A 15,258-nucleotide genomic window follows, 5' to 3' on the forward strand; every position below is an offset into this window, starting at 1 on the left:
CGGACACAACGCCATCGGGGGGAACACATGCGAACGCGGTTCACGACGGGTCTTCTCCGCTGGCTGGTCCTGGTGGCCCTCGTCCTCGGTCCGACCATGGCGAAGGCCGGCGATTTCGCCACCCTCGAATCCTACGGCTTCTCGTCCGACGGCCAGGTCTACGCCTTCGGCCAATCGGGTATCCATGACGGTTCGGGCTTTCCCTATGCCGAGATCTTCTTCCTGGACCTCGCCAAGGACCGGTTCATCGCCCCCTCGCCGATCCGCGTGCGGCTGGACGATGAGAACGCGACCCTCGACATGGTGCGCGAGGAGGCCCGCAGCCGGGCCGCGCCGCTGTTCGCCGAGCACGATCCCCGGCCCGATGCAGGCCTGCTCGTCTTCGCAAAACCGGCGACCGAACTGTCGGACGCTCCGCACCGGGCGCGCTTCCTGCCCCGCGCCATCGCCCCCTCGCCGGATCGCCCCGTCGAGTTGCAGATCGAGACATTGTCCCTCGCCGGTCCGAGCCATTGCGGCGATTTCGGCGAGACGGTCGGCTACAGGCTGGTGCGGATCGCCGCCGAGCCCGGCGCCACGGCGCGCCTCGTCCATGAGGATACGAGCATTCCCGAGAGCCGCGGCTGCCCGCTCGACTACAGCATTGCCGAAGTGCGGGTGCTCGAGCGCCCCGACGGCCGCTTCGCCGCGGTCGCCATCATCGCCGTCGAACAGATCGGCTTCGAAGGCCCGGACCTGCGCTACATCGCCAATCCCGTACCGATGGACTGAACACCGAGTCCGTTGAGGCGATTCGAAACGTCTGGTAGACGGCGCGCATCCCTTCTCCCGCTCGTCTTCGAAAGATATCAGCCGATGATCCCTCGCTATTCCCGCCCCGACATGGTCGCCGTCTGGTCGCAGGAGACGAAATTCCGGATCTGGTTCGAGATCGAGGCCCATGCCTGCGATGCGCTGGCGAAGCTCGGCGTGATCCCGGAGAGTGCCGCGAAGACGATCTGGGAAAAGGGCGGCGCCGCGACCTTCGACATCGACCGGATCGACGTGATCGAGGCCGAGACCAAGCACGACGTCATCGCCTTCCTGACCCATCTGTCCGAGATCGTCGGCCCCGACGCGCGCTTCGTGCACCAGGGCATGACCTCGTCCGACGTGCTCGACACCTGCTTCAACGTGCAGCTGACGAAGGCGGCCGACATCCTGCTCGCCGACATGGACGCGCTGCTGGCCGCGCTGGAGCGCCGCGCCTTCGAGCATCGCGACACCATCACCATCGGCCGCTCGCATGGTATCCATGCCGAGCCGACCACCTTCGGCGTCAAGCTGGCCCTTGCCTATGCCGAGTTCGCGCGCTGCCGCGAGCGGCTGGTCGCGGCCCGGGCCGAGATCGCCACCTGCGCCATTTCCGGCGCCGTCGGCACCTTCGCCAACATCGATCCGCGGGTCGAGGAGCATGTCGCCAAGGCCATGGGCCTGACCGTCGAGCCGGTCTCCACCCAGATCATTCCGCGCGATCGCCATGCGATGTTCTTTGCCACCCTCGGCGTCGTTGCCTCGTCGATCGAGCGCCTCGCAACGGAAGTCCGCCATCTGCAGCGCACGGAGGTGCTGGAAGCCGAGGAGTATTTCTCGCCCGGCCAGAAGGGCTCGTCGGCCATGCCGCACAAGCGCAACCCGGTGCTGACCGAGAACCTCACGGGCCTTGCCCGCATGGTGCGTTCCTACGCCATGCCGGCGATGGAGAACGTCGCGCTCTGGCACGAGCGCGACATCTCCCACTCCTCGGTCGAGCGCTACATCGGCCCCGACGCGACGATCACGCTGGACTTTGCCCTCGCCCGCCTCACCGGCGTCGTCGACAAGCTGCTGGTCTATCCCGACCGGATGCTGGCCAACCTCAACAAGTTCAAGGGCCTCGTCCATTCCCAGCGGGTGCTGCTGGCGCTCACCCAGGCCGGCGTGTCGCGCGAGGATTCCTATCGCCTGGTCCAGCGCAACGCCATGCGGGTCTGGGAAGAGGACAAGGACTTCCTGACCGAGCTCCTGGCCGATCCGGAGGTCACCAAGGCCCTGCCCGAGGCGACGATCCGCGAAAAGTTCGACCTCGGCTACCATACCAAGCATGTCGGCACGATCTTCGAACGGGTCTTCGGCCGCGCCGGCTGACGCGCCGCATCCGGAACAATCGACGCCACCGGCGGTTGGCAGGATGAGGGCTGCGCCCGGCATCCGGCAACTGCCGGTCGCAGCCGATCAACCGGGAGGAAGAGCCATGTCCACACCCCGCGGCCCCTCGCGCCCGAACCGGCGCCATCACACGCTCTGGATCGCACTGACCGTCATCGTCGTCGCCGCGATCGCCTATTTCCTGTTCTTCACCGCCACCCCCGACGAGGGCACGCGCGACGCGGCCGGCGTTTCGCCCGAGACCAGCGAGCCCCCCTCGGACGAAGCGCCCGTCACCCTTCCGGCCGACTGACGGCCCGAATGGCGCGGCGCTTTGCCCTTTTGGGCCGGACGATCCTCCTGACCGGCGGGTCGAGCGGTGTCGGCGCCGCGCTCGCCAAGCGGCTGTTGGCGCTGGACTGCAAGATCGTGGTCTGGTCGCGGCGCCCACCCGATCCCGCTCACCCGTCGCTCATTCACGAGCCGGTCGATCTGGCCGACATGACGGCGCTGAACGGCGCCCTCGACGGTCTCCTCGCGCGCCATCCGGACCTCTCCGTCGTCATCAACAATGCCGGGATCTCCGAGCGGGGCGATCTCGCCCGCAGCGACCCCGCGACGCTGGACGCGCGCGCGGAGGCCCAGATCGCCGTCAATCTGCGGGCGCCGATCCGCATCTGCCATCGTCTCTTCGCGCCGCTGAGCCGGCTGGACAGCGCGATGATCGTCAACAACACCAGCGGGCTGGCCGTCGCCCCGACCGTTCCCCACCCGGTCTATTGCGCCACGAAGGCGGGCCTGCGCAGCTTCACCCAGTCGATGCGCTACCAGGCCGAAAAGGCGGGCGGCCGGCTCGCGATCACCGAGATCCTGCTGCCCGTGGTCGAGACGCCGATGACCGCGAGCGTCCCGCGCGGCCGCATGCCGGTCGACAAGGCGGCGGACCGAATCATGCGCGGTCTGGCCCGGGCCGAGCCGGAGATCTGGGTCGGGCAGACGGCGCTGCTGCGCCGCCTCGTCGGCCTGTCCCCTGCCCTCGCGCGACAACTTCTCAAGGTAGCAACTGGTTAGGTACCGGGGCGGGTTTCGCAGGCCGCGCCTTGACACACCTGACGACCGACCGCATCTGGGTCCGATGCGAGTTGCAGATGCCGATATTCTCATCGTGCCCGGATACAAGGGCTCACCCGAAGACCACTGGCAAAGCCGGTGGGAGCGCAAGCTGTCGACCGCGCGCCGCGTCCAGCAGGCCGAATGGACCAAGCCGGTGCGTGACGACTGGACCCGGACCATCGCCGACGCCGTCAACGAATCGACGCGGCCGATCGTGCTGGTCGCCCATTCGCTCGGCGTCGCCGCCACGGTGCAGGCGATCCCGCAGTTCCGCAACCGGATCTCGGGCGCGTTCCTGGTCGCGCCTCCGGATGTCGAGAACGATGCGATCCGGCCACGCCATCTGATGACCTTCGGGCCCTATCCCCGCGACCCGCTGCCCTTTCCGAGCGTCGTGGTCGCCAGTCGCGACGATGCCTTCTCGTCGCTGGAAAGTGCCGAGGACATTGCCGGCGCGTGGGGATCGCTGTTCATCGATGCCGGCGAGGCAGGCCATATCAATGCCGACAGCGGGCATGGGCCATGGCCGGAAGGTCTCCTGACCTTCGGCAAGTTCATGTCGCGGCTGACCGTGCCGGCCTGACGCCGCGAACGGCGTCAGGCACTTCAGGTCAGGCTCAGGCGGACGCCGCCTTCGCCAGGGCAGCGGCCCCGGCCGACAGCACGCCGAAATCCGATCCGACGCAGGCCATCCGGTAGCCGTAGCCGCGATAGCGCTTGGCATCGTCGGCCGTCATCGCATAGATCGCCGCGATCTTGCCGGCCGCGGCAGCCGATGCCGCGAGATCGCGGATCGTGGCTTCCGTCTTCTCGCTGCCCGGATCGAGCGTGCCGTCCCCGGACAGGGCGATCGACAGGTCCGACGGACCGACGAAGATGCCGTCGAGCCCCTCGATGGCGAGAATCTCCGGCAGATTGTCGAGGGCTGCGGCCGTCTCGATCATGGCGAAGGCCAGCGTCTCGGTGCGGGCCTCCGGCACGTAGCCGCCGCGGTTCCCGTAAGCGTGCAGCTGGGCCGCACGGGTCGGGCCGTAGGAACGCAGGCCCACCGGCGGATATTTCACCGCCGAAACGAAGGCGCGGGCATCCCCGGCCGTCTCGATCATCGGCATGATCAGGCCGGTGGCGCCGAAATCCAGGCACCGCGCGCCCAGCGACCGGTCCTCGATCGGCAGGCGCACCAGCGCCGGCTTGTCGAGAAGGACGGCGCGCTCGATCGCCACCCGCAGGGAGCCGACATCGAAGAGGCCATGCTGGACGTCGAAGGTCGCCACGTCGAAATCGGCGCGCAGGAACGCCTCGTGCACGAGCGGTTCGGGCATGCCGAGCCAGCACGACAGCACGAAGCCGCCTTCGCCGAGGCGGCTGCGAAGTTTGGGAAGGGCCATTCTATTCGGTGTGGACTTGCGTCTCGGCCTCGCCGAGGAACTGGGCCATGTGCCGCCGGATCTGATGGTCCGACTGGTCCACGCCAGCGTCGTCGAAATCCTTACGGATCTTCTGGAAGACGTCGTTGTCGCCGGCTTCGATGAAGTCCGCCTTGATGACCTCCTGTGCATAGGCCTTCGCGTCGTCGCCGGTCTTGCCCAGAAGCTCTGCCGCCCAGAGGCCGAGCAGCTTGTTGCGCCGGGCCTCGATACGGAAGCGAAGTTCCTGGTCATGGGCGTAGCGCGACTCGAAGTCCCGCTCGCGGTCGTTCAGCGACATCGTATCCTCCTTGTACAATCGGCCGGACGAAACCCTTCGGCCTAGCTGATCCTTACCGGCTGCGGCCGATGTTTTGAAGCCGCATTCGGCCGTGAACAGGCGCTTGCGCCCTTGATTTGTGCGCACAACCGCACGACTTCCCGAGCAAGCCATCCCTCGACGATTGTTAAGGTCCGCCGTTTGGGCTAATGAGCGGCATAGTCGTCAGACGTCTTCGCGCCGGGCCAGGGCCGGCGCCTCCACCACGATAGAGCTGCATAATGACACGTCGCCGCCGTATCTACGAAGGCAAGGGCAAGATCCTCTACGAGGGCCCCGAACCCGGCACCCTGGTCCAGTTCTTCAAGGACGATGCCACCGCCTTCAACAAGAAGAAGCACGAGGTTGTCGACGGCAAGGGCGTCCTCAACAACCGCATCTCCGAATACATTTTCTCCCACCTGAACAAGATGGGCATCCCGACTCACTTCATTAAGCGGCTCAACATGCGTGAGCAGCTGATCAAGGAAGTCGAGATCATCCCGCTGGAAGTGGTGGTGCGCAACGTCGCGGCCGGCTCGCTGGCCAAGCGCCTCGGCATCGAGGAAGGCACGGTGCTGCCGCGCTCGATCATCGAGTTCTACTACAAGGCCGACGCGCTCGACGATCCGCTGGTCTCCGAGGAGCACATCACGGCCTTCGGCTGGGCGAGCCCGCAGGAGATCGACGACATCATGGCGCTGGCCATCAGGGTCAACGACTTCCTCTCCGGTCTCTTCCTCGGCGTCGGCATCCAGCTCGTCGATTTCAAGATCGAGATGGGTCGCCTGTTCGAGGGCGACATGATGCGGATCATCGTCGCCGACGAGATTTCTCCCGATTCCTGCCGCCTCTGGGACGTGCAGACCCAGGAGAAGCTCGACAAGGACCGGTTCCGCCGCGACATGGGCGGCCTCGTCGAGGCCTACCAGGAAGTCGCGCGGCGTCTCGGCATCATGAACGAAAACGAGCCACCCCGCCCCTCGGGGCCGGTACTGGTCAAGTGAGGCGGCGCCGTGCCGTCAAGCAGCCGGTACCGGCGCTGAAACTGGTCTATTCGAGAGACAGGCGGATATCGTGATGAAGGCACGCATTGTCGTCACGCTGAAGAACGGCGTTCTGGACCCCCAGGGCAAGGCCATCGAGGGCGCGTTGGGCCATCTCGGCTTCGACGGGGTCGGATCGGTCCGCCAGGGCAAGGTCTTCGACGTGGAACTCCACGGCACCGATGGCGAGACCGCACAGGCCCAGCTTGACGCCATGTGCGACAAGCTGCTCGCCAATCCGGTGATCGAGAACTACACCGTCGAGATCGCCTGAGAGCTCGACGGCCTCGTTTCGACCGTTCAGAGCGGTGGCTGTCGCCTGAGGCAGCCGCCGGATCGTCCTCACCTTTCGAGCCGCACCCATGAAAACAGCCGTCGTCCTCCTTCCCGGCCTCAATCGCGATCGCGACATGATCGCCGCCCTGACCGCCATCACCGGTCGGGCGCCGCAGACGGTCTGGCAGACGGAGACGACGATCCCCGATGTCGATCTCATCGTCATCCCGGGCGGCTTTTCCTTCGGCGATTACCTGCGCTGCGGCGCCATCGCGGCACGCGCGCCGGCGATGCGGGCGGTCGCCGAGGCGGCCGCGCGCGGCGTGCCGGTGCTGGGCGTCTGCAACGGCTTCCAGATCCTGTGCGAGGCCGGGCTCCTGCCGGGCGCGCTGATGCGCAACAACACGCTGCGCTTCGTCTGCCGCGACGTGAAGCTCGAAGTGGTGACCGCCGCCACCCGCTTCACCGGCAACTACACCGACGGCCAGGTCATCCGCTGCCCGGTCGCCCATCACGACGGCAACTACTTCGCCGACGACGAGACGCTGGCCCGCCTCGACGGCGAGAACCGCGTTGTCTTCCGCTACGCCGAGGGCACCAATCCGAACGGCGCGATCCGCGACATCGCCGGCATCGTCAACGCCGATGGCAACATCCTCGGCATGATGCCGCATCCCGAGAATCTCATCGAACCCGAGCATGGCGGCACCGACGGCCGCGCGATCTTCGAGAGCGCGCTCGGCATCACCTCGCGTCTCGCCGCGTGAGCCAGCTCGTCCTGCGGCCCGCCGCGCTTCTGGCAGCCCTCGCCCTGTCCGCACTGCTCGGCGCCTGCGCGGCCAAGCCGGGCGCTGCGACCGGCGATGCCGCCGCGGGCGACGACACCGGTCTCGACCGGATGGAACGCCTGACCCTGACGGCCAATCGCTGCTGGTTCAAATCCGGCGACGCCGCCTTCGCGCCCTACAGCCTCGCGCCGGAACTCTCGTCCTTCTCGGGCCGGCCGCGCTTCCTGCTGGTGCCGCGCGGCAAGCCGGAATCGAAGCCGCTTCTGGTCGTCGAAGGCCGCAAGGGGTCGACCGCCATCGACACCTACGGTCCGCTGATGGGCGAGCCCGTCGCGGCCCGCATTTCCGCCGACCTGTCCCGCTGGCGTGCCGGCGCGGATGGCTGCTCGGCCTGACATGCGGCGCATGCGGACCCTTGCGGCGATGCTGGCGGGCTTCGGCCTCAGCGCCTGCCTGTCGGGCGAATCCGCCTCGCTGGCCGAGCTCGCCGCGCCGGTCGCGGCGCCGGCCTTTGCCGGCCCCGCGCGTCCCGGCCCGGCCGAGATCGACTATGCGAACGCCACCGCTGCCGGCATCTATCGCCGCCGCAGCGCCGAGCGGTCCGCGACCTTCCTCTCCGACCGCGATCTCGGCGGCTATGGCCTTTGCCTGCGCTCGCCGGCCGCCAAGGGCGGCATGGACCATGCGCTGATCCTGTTCACCCGCCGCCTCGACGGCGATGCGATCTCGCAGGTGGATGACGACACGCTGGTGCTGCGCCGCCCGGCCGATACGGCGCCCTGCCGGGCCGGCGACAGCGCCTATGTTCCGGCGGGCCAGCGCTAGGCGCCGAGCGCACGCCGTGGCGGCTCCGGCCGCCGACCGATCCTACCAGCGCTGCTTGACCGGCTCGACCCGCCCCGCGGGATCGTCCTTGTAGGACCGGATCGAGGCCTCCAGCGCCGTATATTCGCGGCAGCCATTCTCGAAGGCGCCGTCGGAAAAGGTCAGCGCCACGCGCCGGCACTCGCCGCGCAGCCGGATCAAGAGGATGCCCGCGTCGCGCACCCGTCCGAGATCCAGATAGGCCTCGCCGAGATAGGCCATGGCGCCCCGGTGATGCGGATTGATCGACAGCGCCCGGCCATAGGCGTCGAGGGCGCGCTCGTGATTGCCGGACTTGCGCAGCGCATAGGCGAGCAGCGTCCAGGCGTTGTCGTGATGCGGCCGCCTATCCACGACCTTGCCGAAGGCGGTGATGGCGGCCGGCCAGTTCTCAGCGTCGAAGGCTTCGACGCCATCGGCGTAATCGGAATCGCCCGAGCGCACGGTCGGGCTCATCTCGCCGGAGAACACCGCGCCGGCGTCCTGCGATGCGCCGACCATGACCATCAGGCCGAGGCACAGGGATGCGGCAAGCTGCAAAGCCGCTCGTCTCGCCATGGTCGCCATCGGGTTCTCCCTGCCTGTGCCGGTCCCCGGGCAGGATGAGACCATCGATCGGACCGGCGCGAAACCGGCATCGGGTGCGGCAGAGCGTCTCGCCGTCCAGCCGATCGCCGGGCCGGATCTCCGCGCGCAACGGGGGAACACCGGCCAAGCCCCTTTGTGTGCGCCGCGCCAGATGGTAACAGGCGCGCAGGACCTTGCCGGAACGTCGCCCCAGGACACGCCATGAACGCCGAGACCCCCATCACCCCGGAACTGATCGCCGCGCACGGGCTGAAGCCGGACGAGTACGATCGCGTCCTGGCGCTGATCGGCCGCGAGCCGACCCTGACCGAACTCGGCATCTTCTCGGCCATGTGGAACGAGCATTGCTCGTACAAATCCTCCAAGCGCTGGCTGCGCACCCTGCCGACCAAGGGCGAGCGCGTCATCCAGGGCCCCGGCGAGAATGCCGGCGTCGTCGATATCGGTGACGGGCTCTGCGTGGTCTTCAAGATGGAGAGCCACAACCATCCCTCCTATATCGAGCCCTATCAGGGCGCGGCGACCGGCGTCGGCGGCATCCTGCGCGACGTCTTCACCATGGGCGCCCGGCCGATCGCGGCGATGAACGCCCTGCGCTTCGGCGCCCCCGACCATCCGCGCACCCGCCACGTCGTGGCCGGTGTCGTCGCCGGCGTCGGCGGCTACGGCAATTCCTTCGGCGTGCCGACCGTTGGCGGCGAGGTCAATTTCCACCCGCGCTACAACGGCAACTGCCTCGTCAACGCCTTCGCCGCGGGCCTCGCGAAGACCGACGCGATCTTCTACTCCAAGGCGGAGGGCGTCGGCCTCCCGGTCGTCTATCTCGGCGCCAAGACCGGCCGCGACGGTGTCGGCGGCGCGACCATGGCCTCGGCCGAGTTCGACGACACCATCGAGGAGAAGCGCCCGACCGTGCAGGTCGGCGACCCCTTCACCGAGAAGTGCCTGCTGGAAGCCTGCCTCGAACTGATGCAGACCGGCGCCGTCATCGCCATCCAGGACATGGGCGCGGCGGGCCTGACCTGCTCGGCCGTCGAGATGGGCGCCAAGGGCGACCTCGGCATCGAGCTGGACCTCGACCAGGTGCCGGTCCGCGAGGCGAAGATGAGCGCCTACGAGATGATGCTGTCGGAGAGCCAGGAGCGCATGCTCATGGTGCTGCGTCCCGACAAGCGCGACGAGGCCGAGGCGATCTTCGTCAAATGGGGCCTCGACTTCGCTGTGGTCGGCCGCACCACCGACAATCTGCGCTTCCGCATCATGTGGGAGAGCCGCGAGGTCGGCAATCTGCCGATCAAGGAACTGGGCGACGAGGCGCCGGAATACGACCGGCCGTGGATCGAGCCGGTGCCGGCCGCACCGATCGCCGCCGCCGACATCGCCGAGCCCGCCGATTACGGCGCCGCGCTCATCAAGCTGCTCGGCTCGCCGGATTTGTGCTCGCGCCGCTGGGTGTTCGAGCAGTACGACACGCTGATCCAGGGCAATTCGCTGCAGCGGCCGGGCGGCGACGCCGGCGTCGTGCGCGTCGACGGCCATCCGACCAAGGCACTGGCCTTCTCCTCCGACGTCACGCCGCGCTATTGCGAGGCCGACCCGCTGCAGGGCGGCATGCAGGCGGTCGCCGAATGCTGGCGCAACCTGACCGCCGTCGGCGCCGAGCCGCTCGCCTCCACCGACAATCTGAACTTCGGCAATCCCGAAAAGCCGGAACTGATGGGCCAGTTCGTCAAGGCGGTCGAGGGCATCGGCGCGGCCTGCGAGGCCCTCGCCTTCCCGATCGTCTCGGGCAATGTCTCGCTCTACAACGAGACCCACGGCCAGGCGATCCTGCCGACCCCGACCATCGGCGGCGTCGGCCTGATCGAGGACCGCAGCCGCACCGCCACGATCGGCGGCATGCAGGATGGCGAGACGCTGGTGCTGATCGGTGCCGACGGCACGCATCTGGGCGCCACGGTCTATCTGCGCGAGATCGACGGCCGCGAGGCCGGCTCCCCGCCGCCGGTCGACCTGGCCGCCGAAAAGCGCCACGGCGACTTCGTCCGCGGCCTGATCCGCGACGGCCGGGTCGCCGCCTGCCACGACCTCTCCGACGGCGGCCTTGCCATCGCGCTGGCCGAGATGTGCATGGCCTCCGGTCGCGGCGCCAGCGTCGATGCCGGCGACGGCTCCGACCATGCCCGCCTGTTCGGCGAGGACCAGGCCCGCTACGTCGTCGCGCTGAAGGCCGGGGACGTCGCCGCGGTGGAAGCGGAAGCCGCCACGGCGGGCGTTCCGGTCCGCCGCCTCGGCACGGTCGAGGGCGACCGGCTGGTCGTCGCCGGACGCCTCGACGTGACGGTGGAAGAGCTGACGATCGCCCATGAGACCTGGTTCCCGGCCTACATGTCCGGCGAGATCATCGAGCCGGCCGCCGCCGCCTGAGCGAAGGCCCCTCCCCAGTCCGCCCGATTGATCGCGGACCGGGCGATACCTATCATCAGGCCCGGCCGCGATTCCGGACCCGGCCGAAGGAGATCCAGCCCATGCCCATGAACGCCCGCGACATCGAGACGATGATCAAGGACGCCATCCCCGATGCCGACGTGACGATCCGCGATCTGGCGGGCGACGGCGACCATTATGCCGCCGAGATCGTCTCGGAGAGCTTTCGCGGCAAGTCGCGCGTCCAGCAGCATCAGATGGTCTACCAGGCGCTGAGGGGCAACATGGGCGGCGAACTGCACGCCCTGGCCCTACAAACCAGCGCGCCGAAGTAATATGTCGGGGTGACGAGGACGAGGTTCCCGCCACCGACGATTTCGCATCGCGCCGCGCTGGCCGTCCGAACGACGGACGACATGGCCGCGCGATGCAGGACAAACCCCGCGCGGATCGCCCGCGCGCTTGCGTGCCGGTCCGACCGGCCGCCTGACCGACACCTTGCTTTCGACGAGCGAGGCGATTGAAATGGACGCACGGCAGAAGCGCTGAAGGCCGCTGCACCAGTGTCCGCGAACCCTGAGCAAAGGACCGCATCCATGACCGCCATCAACGAATGGATCGACAACGAAGTGAAGACCAACGACGTCGTGGTCTTCATGAAGGGCACGCCGGCCTTCCCGCAGTGCGGCTTTTCCGGCCAGGTCGTGCAGATCCTCGACTATCTCGGCCTCGAGTACAAAGGCGTGAACGTCCTCTCCACCGACGAACTGCGCCAGGGCATCAAGACCTACAGCGAATGGCCGACGATCCCGCAGCTCTACGTGAAGGGCGAGTTCGTCGGCGGCTGCGACATCATCCGCGAGATGTTCCAGGCCGGCGAGCTGCAGACCTTCCTGGTCGACAAGGGCATCGCCACCACCGCACCGGCGCCCGCCGCCGGCTGACCCTTCGGCGCGCCGCGGGACATCCCGCGCGCCTGCCCCCATATCCTGATCCGCGGCCCGTGCGTTCTTGAGCGTGCGGGCCGCTTTCGGTTGACACAGCGTCGCCCGCTTCACGCCGCCGAATTGCTAAGCCATGCTTGCGGTTTTGTGCAGTGCGAAATACATCTGCGCGGATCGATCCCACGAGGCTGATGATGTCCAACGCGTCCCCCAACGCCGAAACGCGCGGGCTTCCCTATTGGGAACTCGTCACCATGGTCGCCTGCCTGATGGCGCTCAATGCGGCGGCGATCGACATCTTCATTCCCTCACTACAGGAAATGGGCGCGGCCCTCGGCGTCGACGACGCCAACCAGCGCCAGTTCGTGATCACCGCCTACATTCTCGGCTTCGGCGGCGCGCAGATCCTCTACGGCACGCTGTCGGACCGGTTCGGCCGCCGGCCGATCCTGTTCTTCGGCCTCGCCGTCTACATCCTCGCCTCGATCGCCGCGATCTTCTCGCCCACCTTCGGCATCCTCCTGGCGCTGCGCGCCCTGCAGGGCATCGGCGCGGCCGCGACCCGGGTCATCGCCATCTCGGTGGTGCGCGACTGCTTCGGCGGCCGCCGCATGGCCAGCGTGATGTCGCTGGTGATGATGGTGTTCATGGCGATCCCGGTGATCGCACCGAATATCGGCCAGGCGATCATGCTGTTCGGGTCGTGGCGCGAGATCTTCGTGGCGATCGCCATCTTCGGCGCCTTCGTCACGGTCTGGGCCGCCCTGCGCCTGCCGGAGACCCTGAGCCCCGACGACCGGCGCGAGCTCACCGGCAAGCGCATCGTCGAGGCGTTCCGCATGGTCCTGACCAACCGGGTCGCCTTCGGCTACACGGTCTCCACGGCCCTGATCTTCGGCGTCCTGTTCGGCTTCATCAACCAGGCCGAGCAGATCTATACCGGCCTTTACGGCCTCGGCCCGATCTTCACCGTCGTCTTCTCGGCGACCGCGGTCTTCATGTCGGCCGCCTCGTTCCTCAACTCGAAGCTGGTCGAGAAGCTTGGCATGCGGCGCCTGTCGCACGGCGCGCTGATCGGCTTCCTGTCGCTGGCCGCGCTGCACCTCGTCGTCGCCTACGCCATGGGCGGTGCGGCACCGCTGTGGTTCTTCGTGCCCATCATGACGCTGAATTTCTGCCTGTTCGGCTTCATCGGCACGAACTTCAACGCGCTGGCCATGGACCCGCTCGGCCATGTCGCCGGCACCGCCTCCTCGGTGCTGGGCTTCATGCAGACCTTCGGCGGCGGCCTGTTCGGCGCGGCGATCGGCTATTTCTACGACGGCACGGTGCTGCCGATGCTGGTCGGCTTCATCATCCTGTCGGTCTCGTCGCTGATCTGCGTGGTGCTGGCCGAGGGGCGGCTGTTCGACGCCAAATACGACACGCCGGCCACCGGCGCCGCGCCGACGAGCACCGGCGCCGAATAGCTGCCCTGCGCAAGCGGCAGGGAGATCTCATTGTCTATAGGCGCTGCCGCCTATCGCGGCAGCAGGCCGTCCCGTGCGGCGGTCCAGACGCTGGCGTCGCAGGCTGCGATGACGACGCCCTCCTTGTCGCGCGGCGTGTAGGGCGAGCCGTCGGGCTTGCCGACATGGCCGCCGGCCTCCGCGACCAGCAGGCAGCCGGCCAGATGGTCCCAGGGCATCAGCTTGGAATAGACGCTGAAATGCGAGCCGCCGGAGGCCAGCAGCCGGTACTCGTGGCCGGCGCAGCGATAATTGCCGGTGATCTTCACCCCCGCCAGGCGCGGCAGCAGCGCCGCCTTGTCGTCGGGCGGAAAATAGCTGGTGCTGATGCAGCCGATGGTCTCGGCCAGCGGCAGGGCGGCCGCGGTCGTCAGCCGCCGTGTCTCGCCCGAACGCGTGCGCTGGAATGCACCGGCGCCCTTCTCGGCGATCATGACGTCGTCGCCCACCGGATCGTAGATGATGCCGCCGACGGTCTCGCCGCGCAGCACCACCGCCGCCATCACCGCGAACAGCGGCAGGCCGGCGGCGAAATTCGCCGTGCCGTCGACCGGGTCCACCACGATCGCTAGTTCCGCGTCGTCGAGGCGATCCAGCAGCGCCGGGTCGGCGGCCACCGATTCCTCGCCGAGGAACAGGGCGTCGGGCGCCAGCGACCGGCATTCGCGGGCGATCCAGCGCTCCGCCGCCTCGTCGGCCTCGGTAACGAGATCCGTCGCCGAAGTCTTCTGCCGGATGTCGGCCTCCGACAGATTGCGGAAGCGCGGCATGATATCCGCGATCGCCGCCTCCCGCAGGATATGGGCCAGGCGGTCGATATCGATGGGTGCGGTCATGACGGAAGGCCTTCGGCTGAGGGTCAGGTCGTGGGGGAAGCGGGCGCCAGTCCGGCGAAGTCGAACAGCGACGGATCGAGGAGATGGCCGGGCCGCACATTGGCCAGGGCCCGCAGCATGACCTGCTTGCGGCCCGGAAAGCGGCGCTCGAGATCGGCGATCATCTGCTTGGTCACGTTGCGCTGCAGCCCGTCCTGGCTGCCGCAGAGATCGCAGGGGATGATCGGGAAATCCATGGCCGCCGAGAACCTGGCGATATCCTCCTCCACCGACCGGATCAGCGGCCGCAGCACCATCAGGTCGCCCTCGTCGTTGATGAGCTTGGCCGGCATCGCCGACAGCCGACCGCCATGGAAGAGGTTCATGAAGAAGGTCTCGAGGCAGTCGTCGGCATGGTGGCCGAGCACCAGCGCCTCGCAGCCCTCCTCGCGGGCGATGCGGTAGAGATTGCCCCGCCGCAGGCGCGAGCACAGCGCGCAATAGGTGGCGTTCGACGGCACCTTCTCGGTGACGACGGAATAGGTGTCGCGATATTCGATCCGGTGCGGAATGTCGTAGCGGGTCAGGAAATCCGGCAGCACATGCTTGGGGAAGTTCGGCTGCCCCTGGTCGAGATTGCAGGCGAGGAGATCGACCGGCAGCAGGCCGCGATATTTCAGGTCCGACAGGAGCGCCAGCAGCGCGTAGGAATCCTTGCCGCCGGACAGGCCGACCAGCCAGCGCGCGCCCGGCCGGGCCATGGCATGCGCTTCGATGGTCTCGCGCATCTCGCGCAAAAGCCGCTTGCGCAGCTTCTTGAAGGTCACCGACGACGGGCAGTCGCGAAACAGCGGATGCGCCGAGCCGGCGCCATCCTCGGCAGCCTGCGCCGCCGCGTCGTCGTCCTGCGCGCCCGCTGCGCGCGCGGTCTCCAGATCGAGCATCCCCGCCTCCGTCGTCACGGGCTTCGTCTAGCTGCAGACCGCCCAAAACAAAAG

19 protein-coding genes are annotated in these 15,258 nt (G+C 68.0%); 14 read left to right on the top strand and 5 right to left on the bottom strand.

Features of this window, described 5'->3' with window-relative positions; translation table 11 throughout:
- Positions 1-27: 27 nt before the first annotated feature.
- The 5 genes from H9Q09_RS13700 (at position 28) to H9Q09_RS13720 (ending at position 3,862) form a co-directional block, all read left to right on the top strand.
- Complete coding sequence (locus H9Q09_RS13700) at positions 28-771, top strand: DUF2259 domain-containing protein (protein ID WP_187391499.1); 744 nt, start codon at positions 28-30, stop codon at positions 769-771.
- Between the two features lie 84 nt (positions 772-855).
- Entirely contained in the window at positions 856-2,166 is a 1,311-nt protein-coding gene (gene purB / locus H9Q09_RS13705; protein ID WP_187391500.1) for an adenylosuccinate lyase, read from the top strand.
- A 106-nt stretch (positions 2,167-2,272) separates the two neighbouring features.
- Positions 2,273-2,479 carry a hypothetical protein gene (locus tag H9Q09_RS13710; protein WP_187391501.1) on the top strand — a complete coding sequence of 69 codons (207 nt, stop codon included), beginning with the start codon at positions 2,273-2,275 and terminating at the stop codon, positions 2,477-2,479.
- An 8-nt stretch (positions 2,480-2,487) separates the two neighbouring features.
- Positions 2,488-3,237, top strand: coding sequence for an SDR family NAD(P)-dependent oxidoreductase (locus tag H9Q09_RS13715; RefSeq protein WP_187391502.1), 750 nt, complete (start codon positions 2,488-2,490; stop codon positions 3,235-3,237).
- Between the two features lie 64 nt (positions 3,238-3,301).
- Positions 3,302-3,862, top strand: coding sequence for an alpha/beta hydrolase (locus H9Q09_RS13720; RefSeq protein ID WP_009209039.1), 561 nt, complete (start codon positions 3,302-3,304; stop codon positions 3,860-3,862).
- A gap of 34 nt (positions 3,863-3,896) precedes the next feature.
- On the opposite strand, the gene H9Q09_RS13725 is transcribed toward H9Q09_RS13720, so the two are convergent.
- On the bottom strand, positions 3,897-4,667 hold the full coding sequence (locus H9Q09_RS13725) for an aldolase/citrate lyase family protein (protein ID WP_187391503.1): 771 nt from the start codon (positions 4,665-4,667) through the stop codon (positions 3,897-3,899).
- Between the two features lies 1 nt (position 4,668).
- The gene (locus H9Q09_RS13730) at positions 4,669-4,986 is read right to left on the bottom strand and encodes a DUF1476 domain-containing protein (RefSeq protein ID WP_024348591.1); all 318 of its coding nucleotides are present in this window, start codon (positions 4,984-4,986) and stop codon (positions 4,669-4,671) included.
- Between the two features lie 260 nt (positions 4,987-5,246).
- Between H9Q09_RS13730 and purC the strand changes: the two genes are divergently transcribed.
- The 5 genes from purC (at position 5,247) to H9Q09_RS13755 (ending at position 7,939) form a co-directional block, all read left to right on the top strand.
- Positions 5,247-6,011, top strand: a complete 765-nt coding sequence (purC, locus tag H9Q09_RS13735) for a phosphoribosylaminoimidazolesuccinocarboxamide synthase (RefSeq protein ID WP_009209036.1) — start codon at positions 5,247-5,249, stop codon at positions 6,009-6,011.
- 70 nt (positions 6,012-6,081) lie between these two features.
- The gene (gene purS / locus H9Q09_RS13740; RefSeq protein ID WP_024348592.1) at positions 6,082-6,324 is read left to right on the top strand and encodes a phosphoribosylformylglycinamidine synthase subunit PurS; all 243 of its coding nucleotides are present in this window, start codon (positions 6,082-6,084) and stop codon (positions 6,322-6,324) included.
- Between the two features lie 88 nt (positions 6,325-6,412).
- Positions 6,413-7,093 (top strand): phosphoribosylformylglycinamidine synthase subunit PurQ, encoded by a 681-nt coding sequence (purQ, locus tag H9Q09_RS13745; protein WP_187391504.1) that lies wholly within the window; start codon positions 6,413-6,415, stop codon positions 7,091-7,093.
- Complete coding sequence (locus H9Q09_RS13750; protein ID WP_187391505.1) at positions 7,090-7,509, top strand: hypothetical protein; 420 nt, start codon at positions 7,090-7,092, stop codon at positions 7,507-7,509. The genes purQ and H9Q09_RS13750 overlap by 4 nt, the downstream gene beginning before the upstream one ends.
- Positions 7,510-7,519: 10 nt before the next feature.
- The gene (locus H9Q09_RS13755) at positions 7,520-7,939 is read left to right on the top strand and encodes a hypothetical protein (protein WP_187391506.1); all 420 of its coding nucleotides are present in this window, start codon (positions 7,520-7,522) and stop codon (positions 7,937-7,939) included.
- Positions 7,940-7,981: 42 nt separating this feature from the next.
- Here H9Q09_RS13755 and H9Q09_RS13760 read toward each other — a convergent pair whose 3' ends face one another.
- The gene (locus H9Q09_RS13760; protein WP_187391507.1) at positions 7,982-8,545 is read right to left on the bottom strand and encodes a tetratricopeptide repeat protein; all 564 of its coding nucleotides are present in this window, start codon (positions 8,543-8,545) and stop codon (positions 7,982-7,984) included.
- Positions 8,546-8,767: 222 nt separating this feature from the next.
- Here H9Q09_RS13760 and purL point away from each other — a divergent pair, with 222 nt between their 5' ends.
- The 4 genes from purL (at position 8,768) to H9Q09_RS13780 (ending at position 13,406) form a co-directional block, all read left to right on the top strand.
- Complete coding sequence (gene purL, locus H9Q09_RS13765) at positions 8,768-10,993, top strand: phosphoribosylformylglycinamidine synthase subunit PurL (RefSeq protein WP_187391508.1); 2,226 nt, start codon at positions 8,768-8,770, stop codon at positions 10,991-10,993.
- A 101-nt stretch (positions 10,994-11,094) separates the two neighbouring features.
- A complete protein-coding gene (locus H9Q09_RS13770; RefSeq protein WP_024348598.1) occupies positions 11,095-11,328 on the top strand; it encodes a BolA family transcriptional regulator in 234 nt (77 codons plus the stop codon).
- A 261-nt stretch (positions 11,329-11,589) separates the two neighbouring features.
- Entirely contained in the window at positions 11,590-11,937 is a 348-nt protein-coding gene (gene grxD, locus H9Q09_RS13775; RefSeq protein ID WP_024348599.1) for a Grx4 family monothiol glutaredoxin, read from the top strand.
- A gap of 194 nt (positions 11,938-12,131) precedes the next feature.
- The gene (locus H9Q09_RS13780) at positions 12,132-13,406 is read left to right on the top strand and encodes a multidrug effflux MFS transporter (protein WP_246716144.1); all 1,275 of its coding nucleotides are present in this window, start codon (positions 12,132-12,134) and stop codon (positions 13,404-13,406) included.
- A gap of 50 nt (positions 13,407-13,456) precedes the next feature.
- Here H9Q09_RS13780 and H9Q09_RS13785 read toward each other — a convergent pair whose 3' ends face one another.
- Positions 13,457-14,281 (bottom strand): inositol monophosphatase family protein, encoded by an 825-nt coding sequence (locus H9Q09_RS13785; RefSeq protein WP_187391510.1) that lies wholly within the window; start codon positions 14,279-14,281, stop codon positions 13,457-13,459.
- 23 nt (positions 14,282-14,304) lie between these two features.
- Complete coding sequence (gene ttcA, locus H9Q09_RS13790; protein WP_187391511.1) at positions 14,305-15,204, bottom strand: tRNA 2-thiocytidine(32) synthetase TtcA; 900 nt, start codon at positions 15,202-15,204, stop codon at positions 14,305-14,307.
- Positions 15,205-15,258 lie beyond the last annotated feature (54 nt).

This window comes from Aurantimonas sp. DM33-3 (assembly GCF_014334315.1).
GTDB classification, from domain to species: Bacteria; Pseudomonadota; Alphaproteobacteria; order Rhizobiales; family Rhizobiaceae; genus Aurantimonas; species Aurantimonas coralicida.

Coding starts and splice junctions, on each gene's coding strand:
- H9Q09_RS13700 (WP_187391499.1), top strand. CDS start 28: ATGCGAACGCGGTTCACGACGGGTCTTCTCCGCTGGCTGGTCCTGGTG.
- purB (WP_187391500.1), top strand. CDS start 856: ATGATCCCTCGCTATTCCCGCCCCGACATGGTCGCCGTCTGGTCGCAG.
- H9Q09_RS13710 (WP_187391501.1), top strand. CDS start 2,273: ATGTCCACACCCCGCGGCCCCTCGCGCCCGAACCGGCGCCATCACACG.
- H9Q09_RS13715 (WP_187391502.1), top strand. CDS start 2,488: ATGGCGCGGCGCTTTGCCCTTTTGGGCCGGACGATCCTCCTGACCGGC.
- H9Q09_RS13720 (WP_009209039.1), top strand. CDS start 3,302: ATGCGAGTTGCAGATGCCGATATTCTCATCGTGCCCGGATACAAGGGC.
- H9Q09_RS13725 (WP_187391503.1), bottom strand. CDS start 4,667: ATGGCCCTTCCCAAACTTCGCAGCCGCCTCGGCGAAGGCGGCTTCGTG.
- H9Q09_RS13730 (WP_024348591.1), bottom strand. CDS start 4,986: ATGTCGCTGAACGACCGCGAGCGGGACTTCGAGTCGCGCTACGCCCAT.
- purC (WP_009209036.1), top strand. CDS start 5,247: ATGACACGTCGCCGCCGTATCTACGAAGGCAAGGGCAAGATCCTCTAC.
- purQ (WP_187391504.1), top strand. CDS start 6,413: ATGAAAACAGCCGTCGTCCTCCTTCCCGGCCTCAATCGCGATCGCGAC.
- H9Q09_RS13755 (WP_187391506.1), top strand. CDS start 7,520: ATGCGGACCCTTGCGGCGATGCTGGCGGGCTTCGGCCTCAGCGCCTGC.
- H9Q09_RS13760 (WP_187391507.1), bottom strand. CDS start 8,545: ATGGCGACCATGGCGAGACGAGCGGCTTTGCAGCTTGCCGCATCCCTG.
- purL (WP_187391508.1), top strand. CDS start 8,768: ATGAACGCCGAGACCCCCATCACCCCGGAACTGATCGCCGCGCACGGG.
- H9Q09_RS13770 (WP_024348598.1), top strand. CDS start 11,095: ATGCCCATGAACGCCCGCGACATCGAGACGATGATCAAGGACGCCATC.
- grxD (WP_024348599.1), top strand. CDS start 11,590: ATGACCGCCATCAACGAATGGATCGACAACGAAGTGAAGACCAACGAC.
- H9Q09_RS13780 (WP_246716144.1), top strand. CDS start 12,132: ATGTCCAACGCGTCCCCCAACGCCGAAACGCGCGGGCTTCCCTATTGG.
- H9Q09_RS13785 (WP_187391510.1), bottom strand. CDS start 14,281: ATGACCGCACCCATCGATATCGACCGCCTGGCCCATATCCTGCGGGAG.
- ttcA (WP_187391511.1), bottom strand. CDS start 15,204: ATGCTCGATCTGGAGACCGCGCGCGCAGCGGGCGCGCAGGACGACGAC.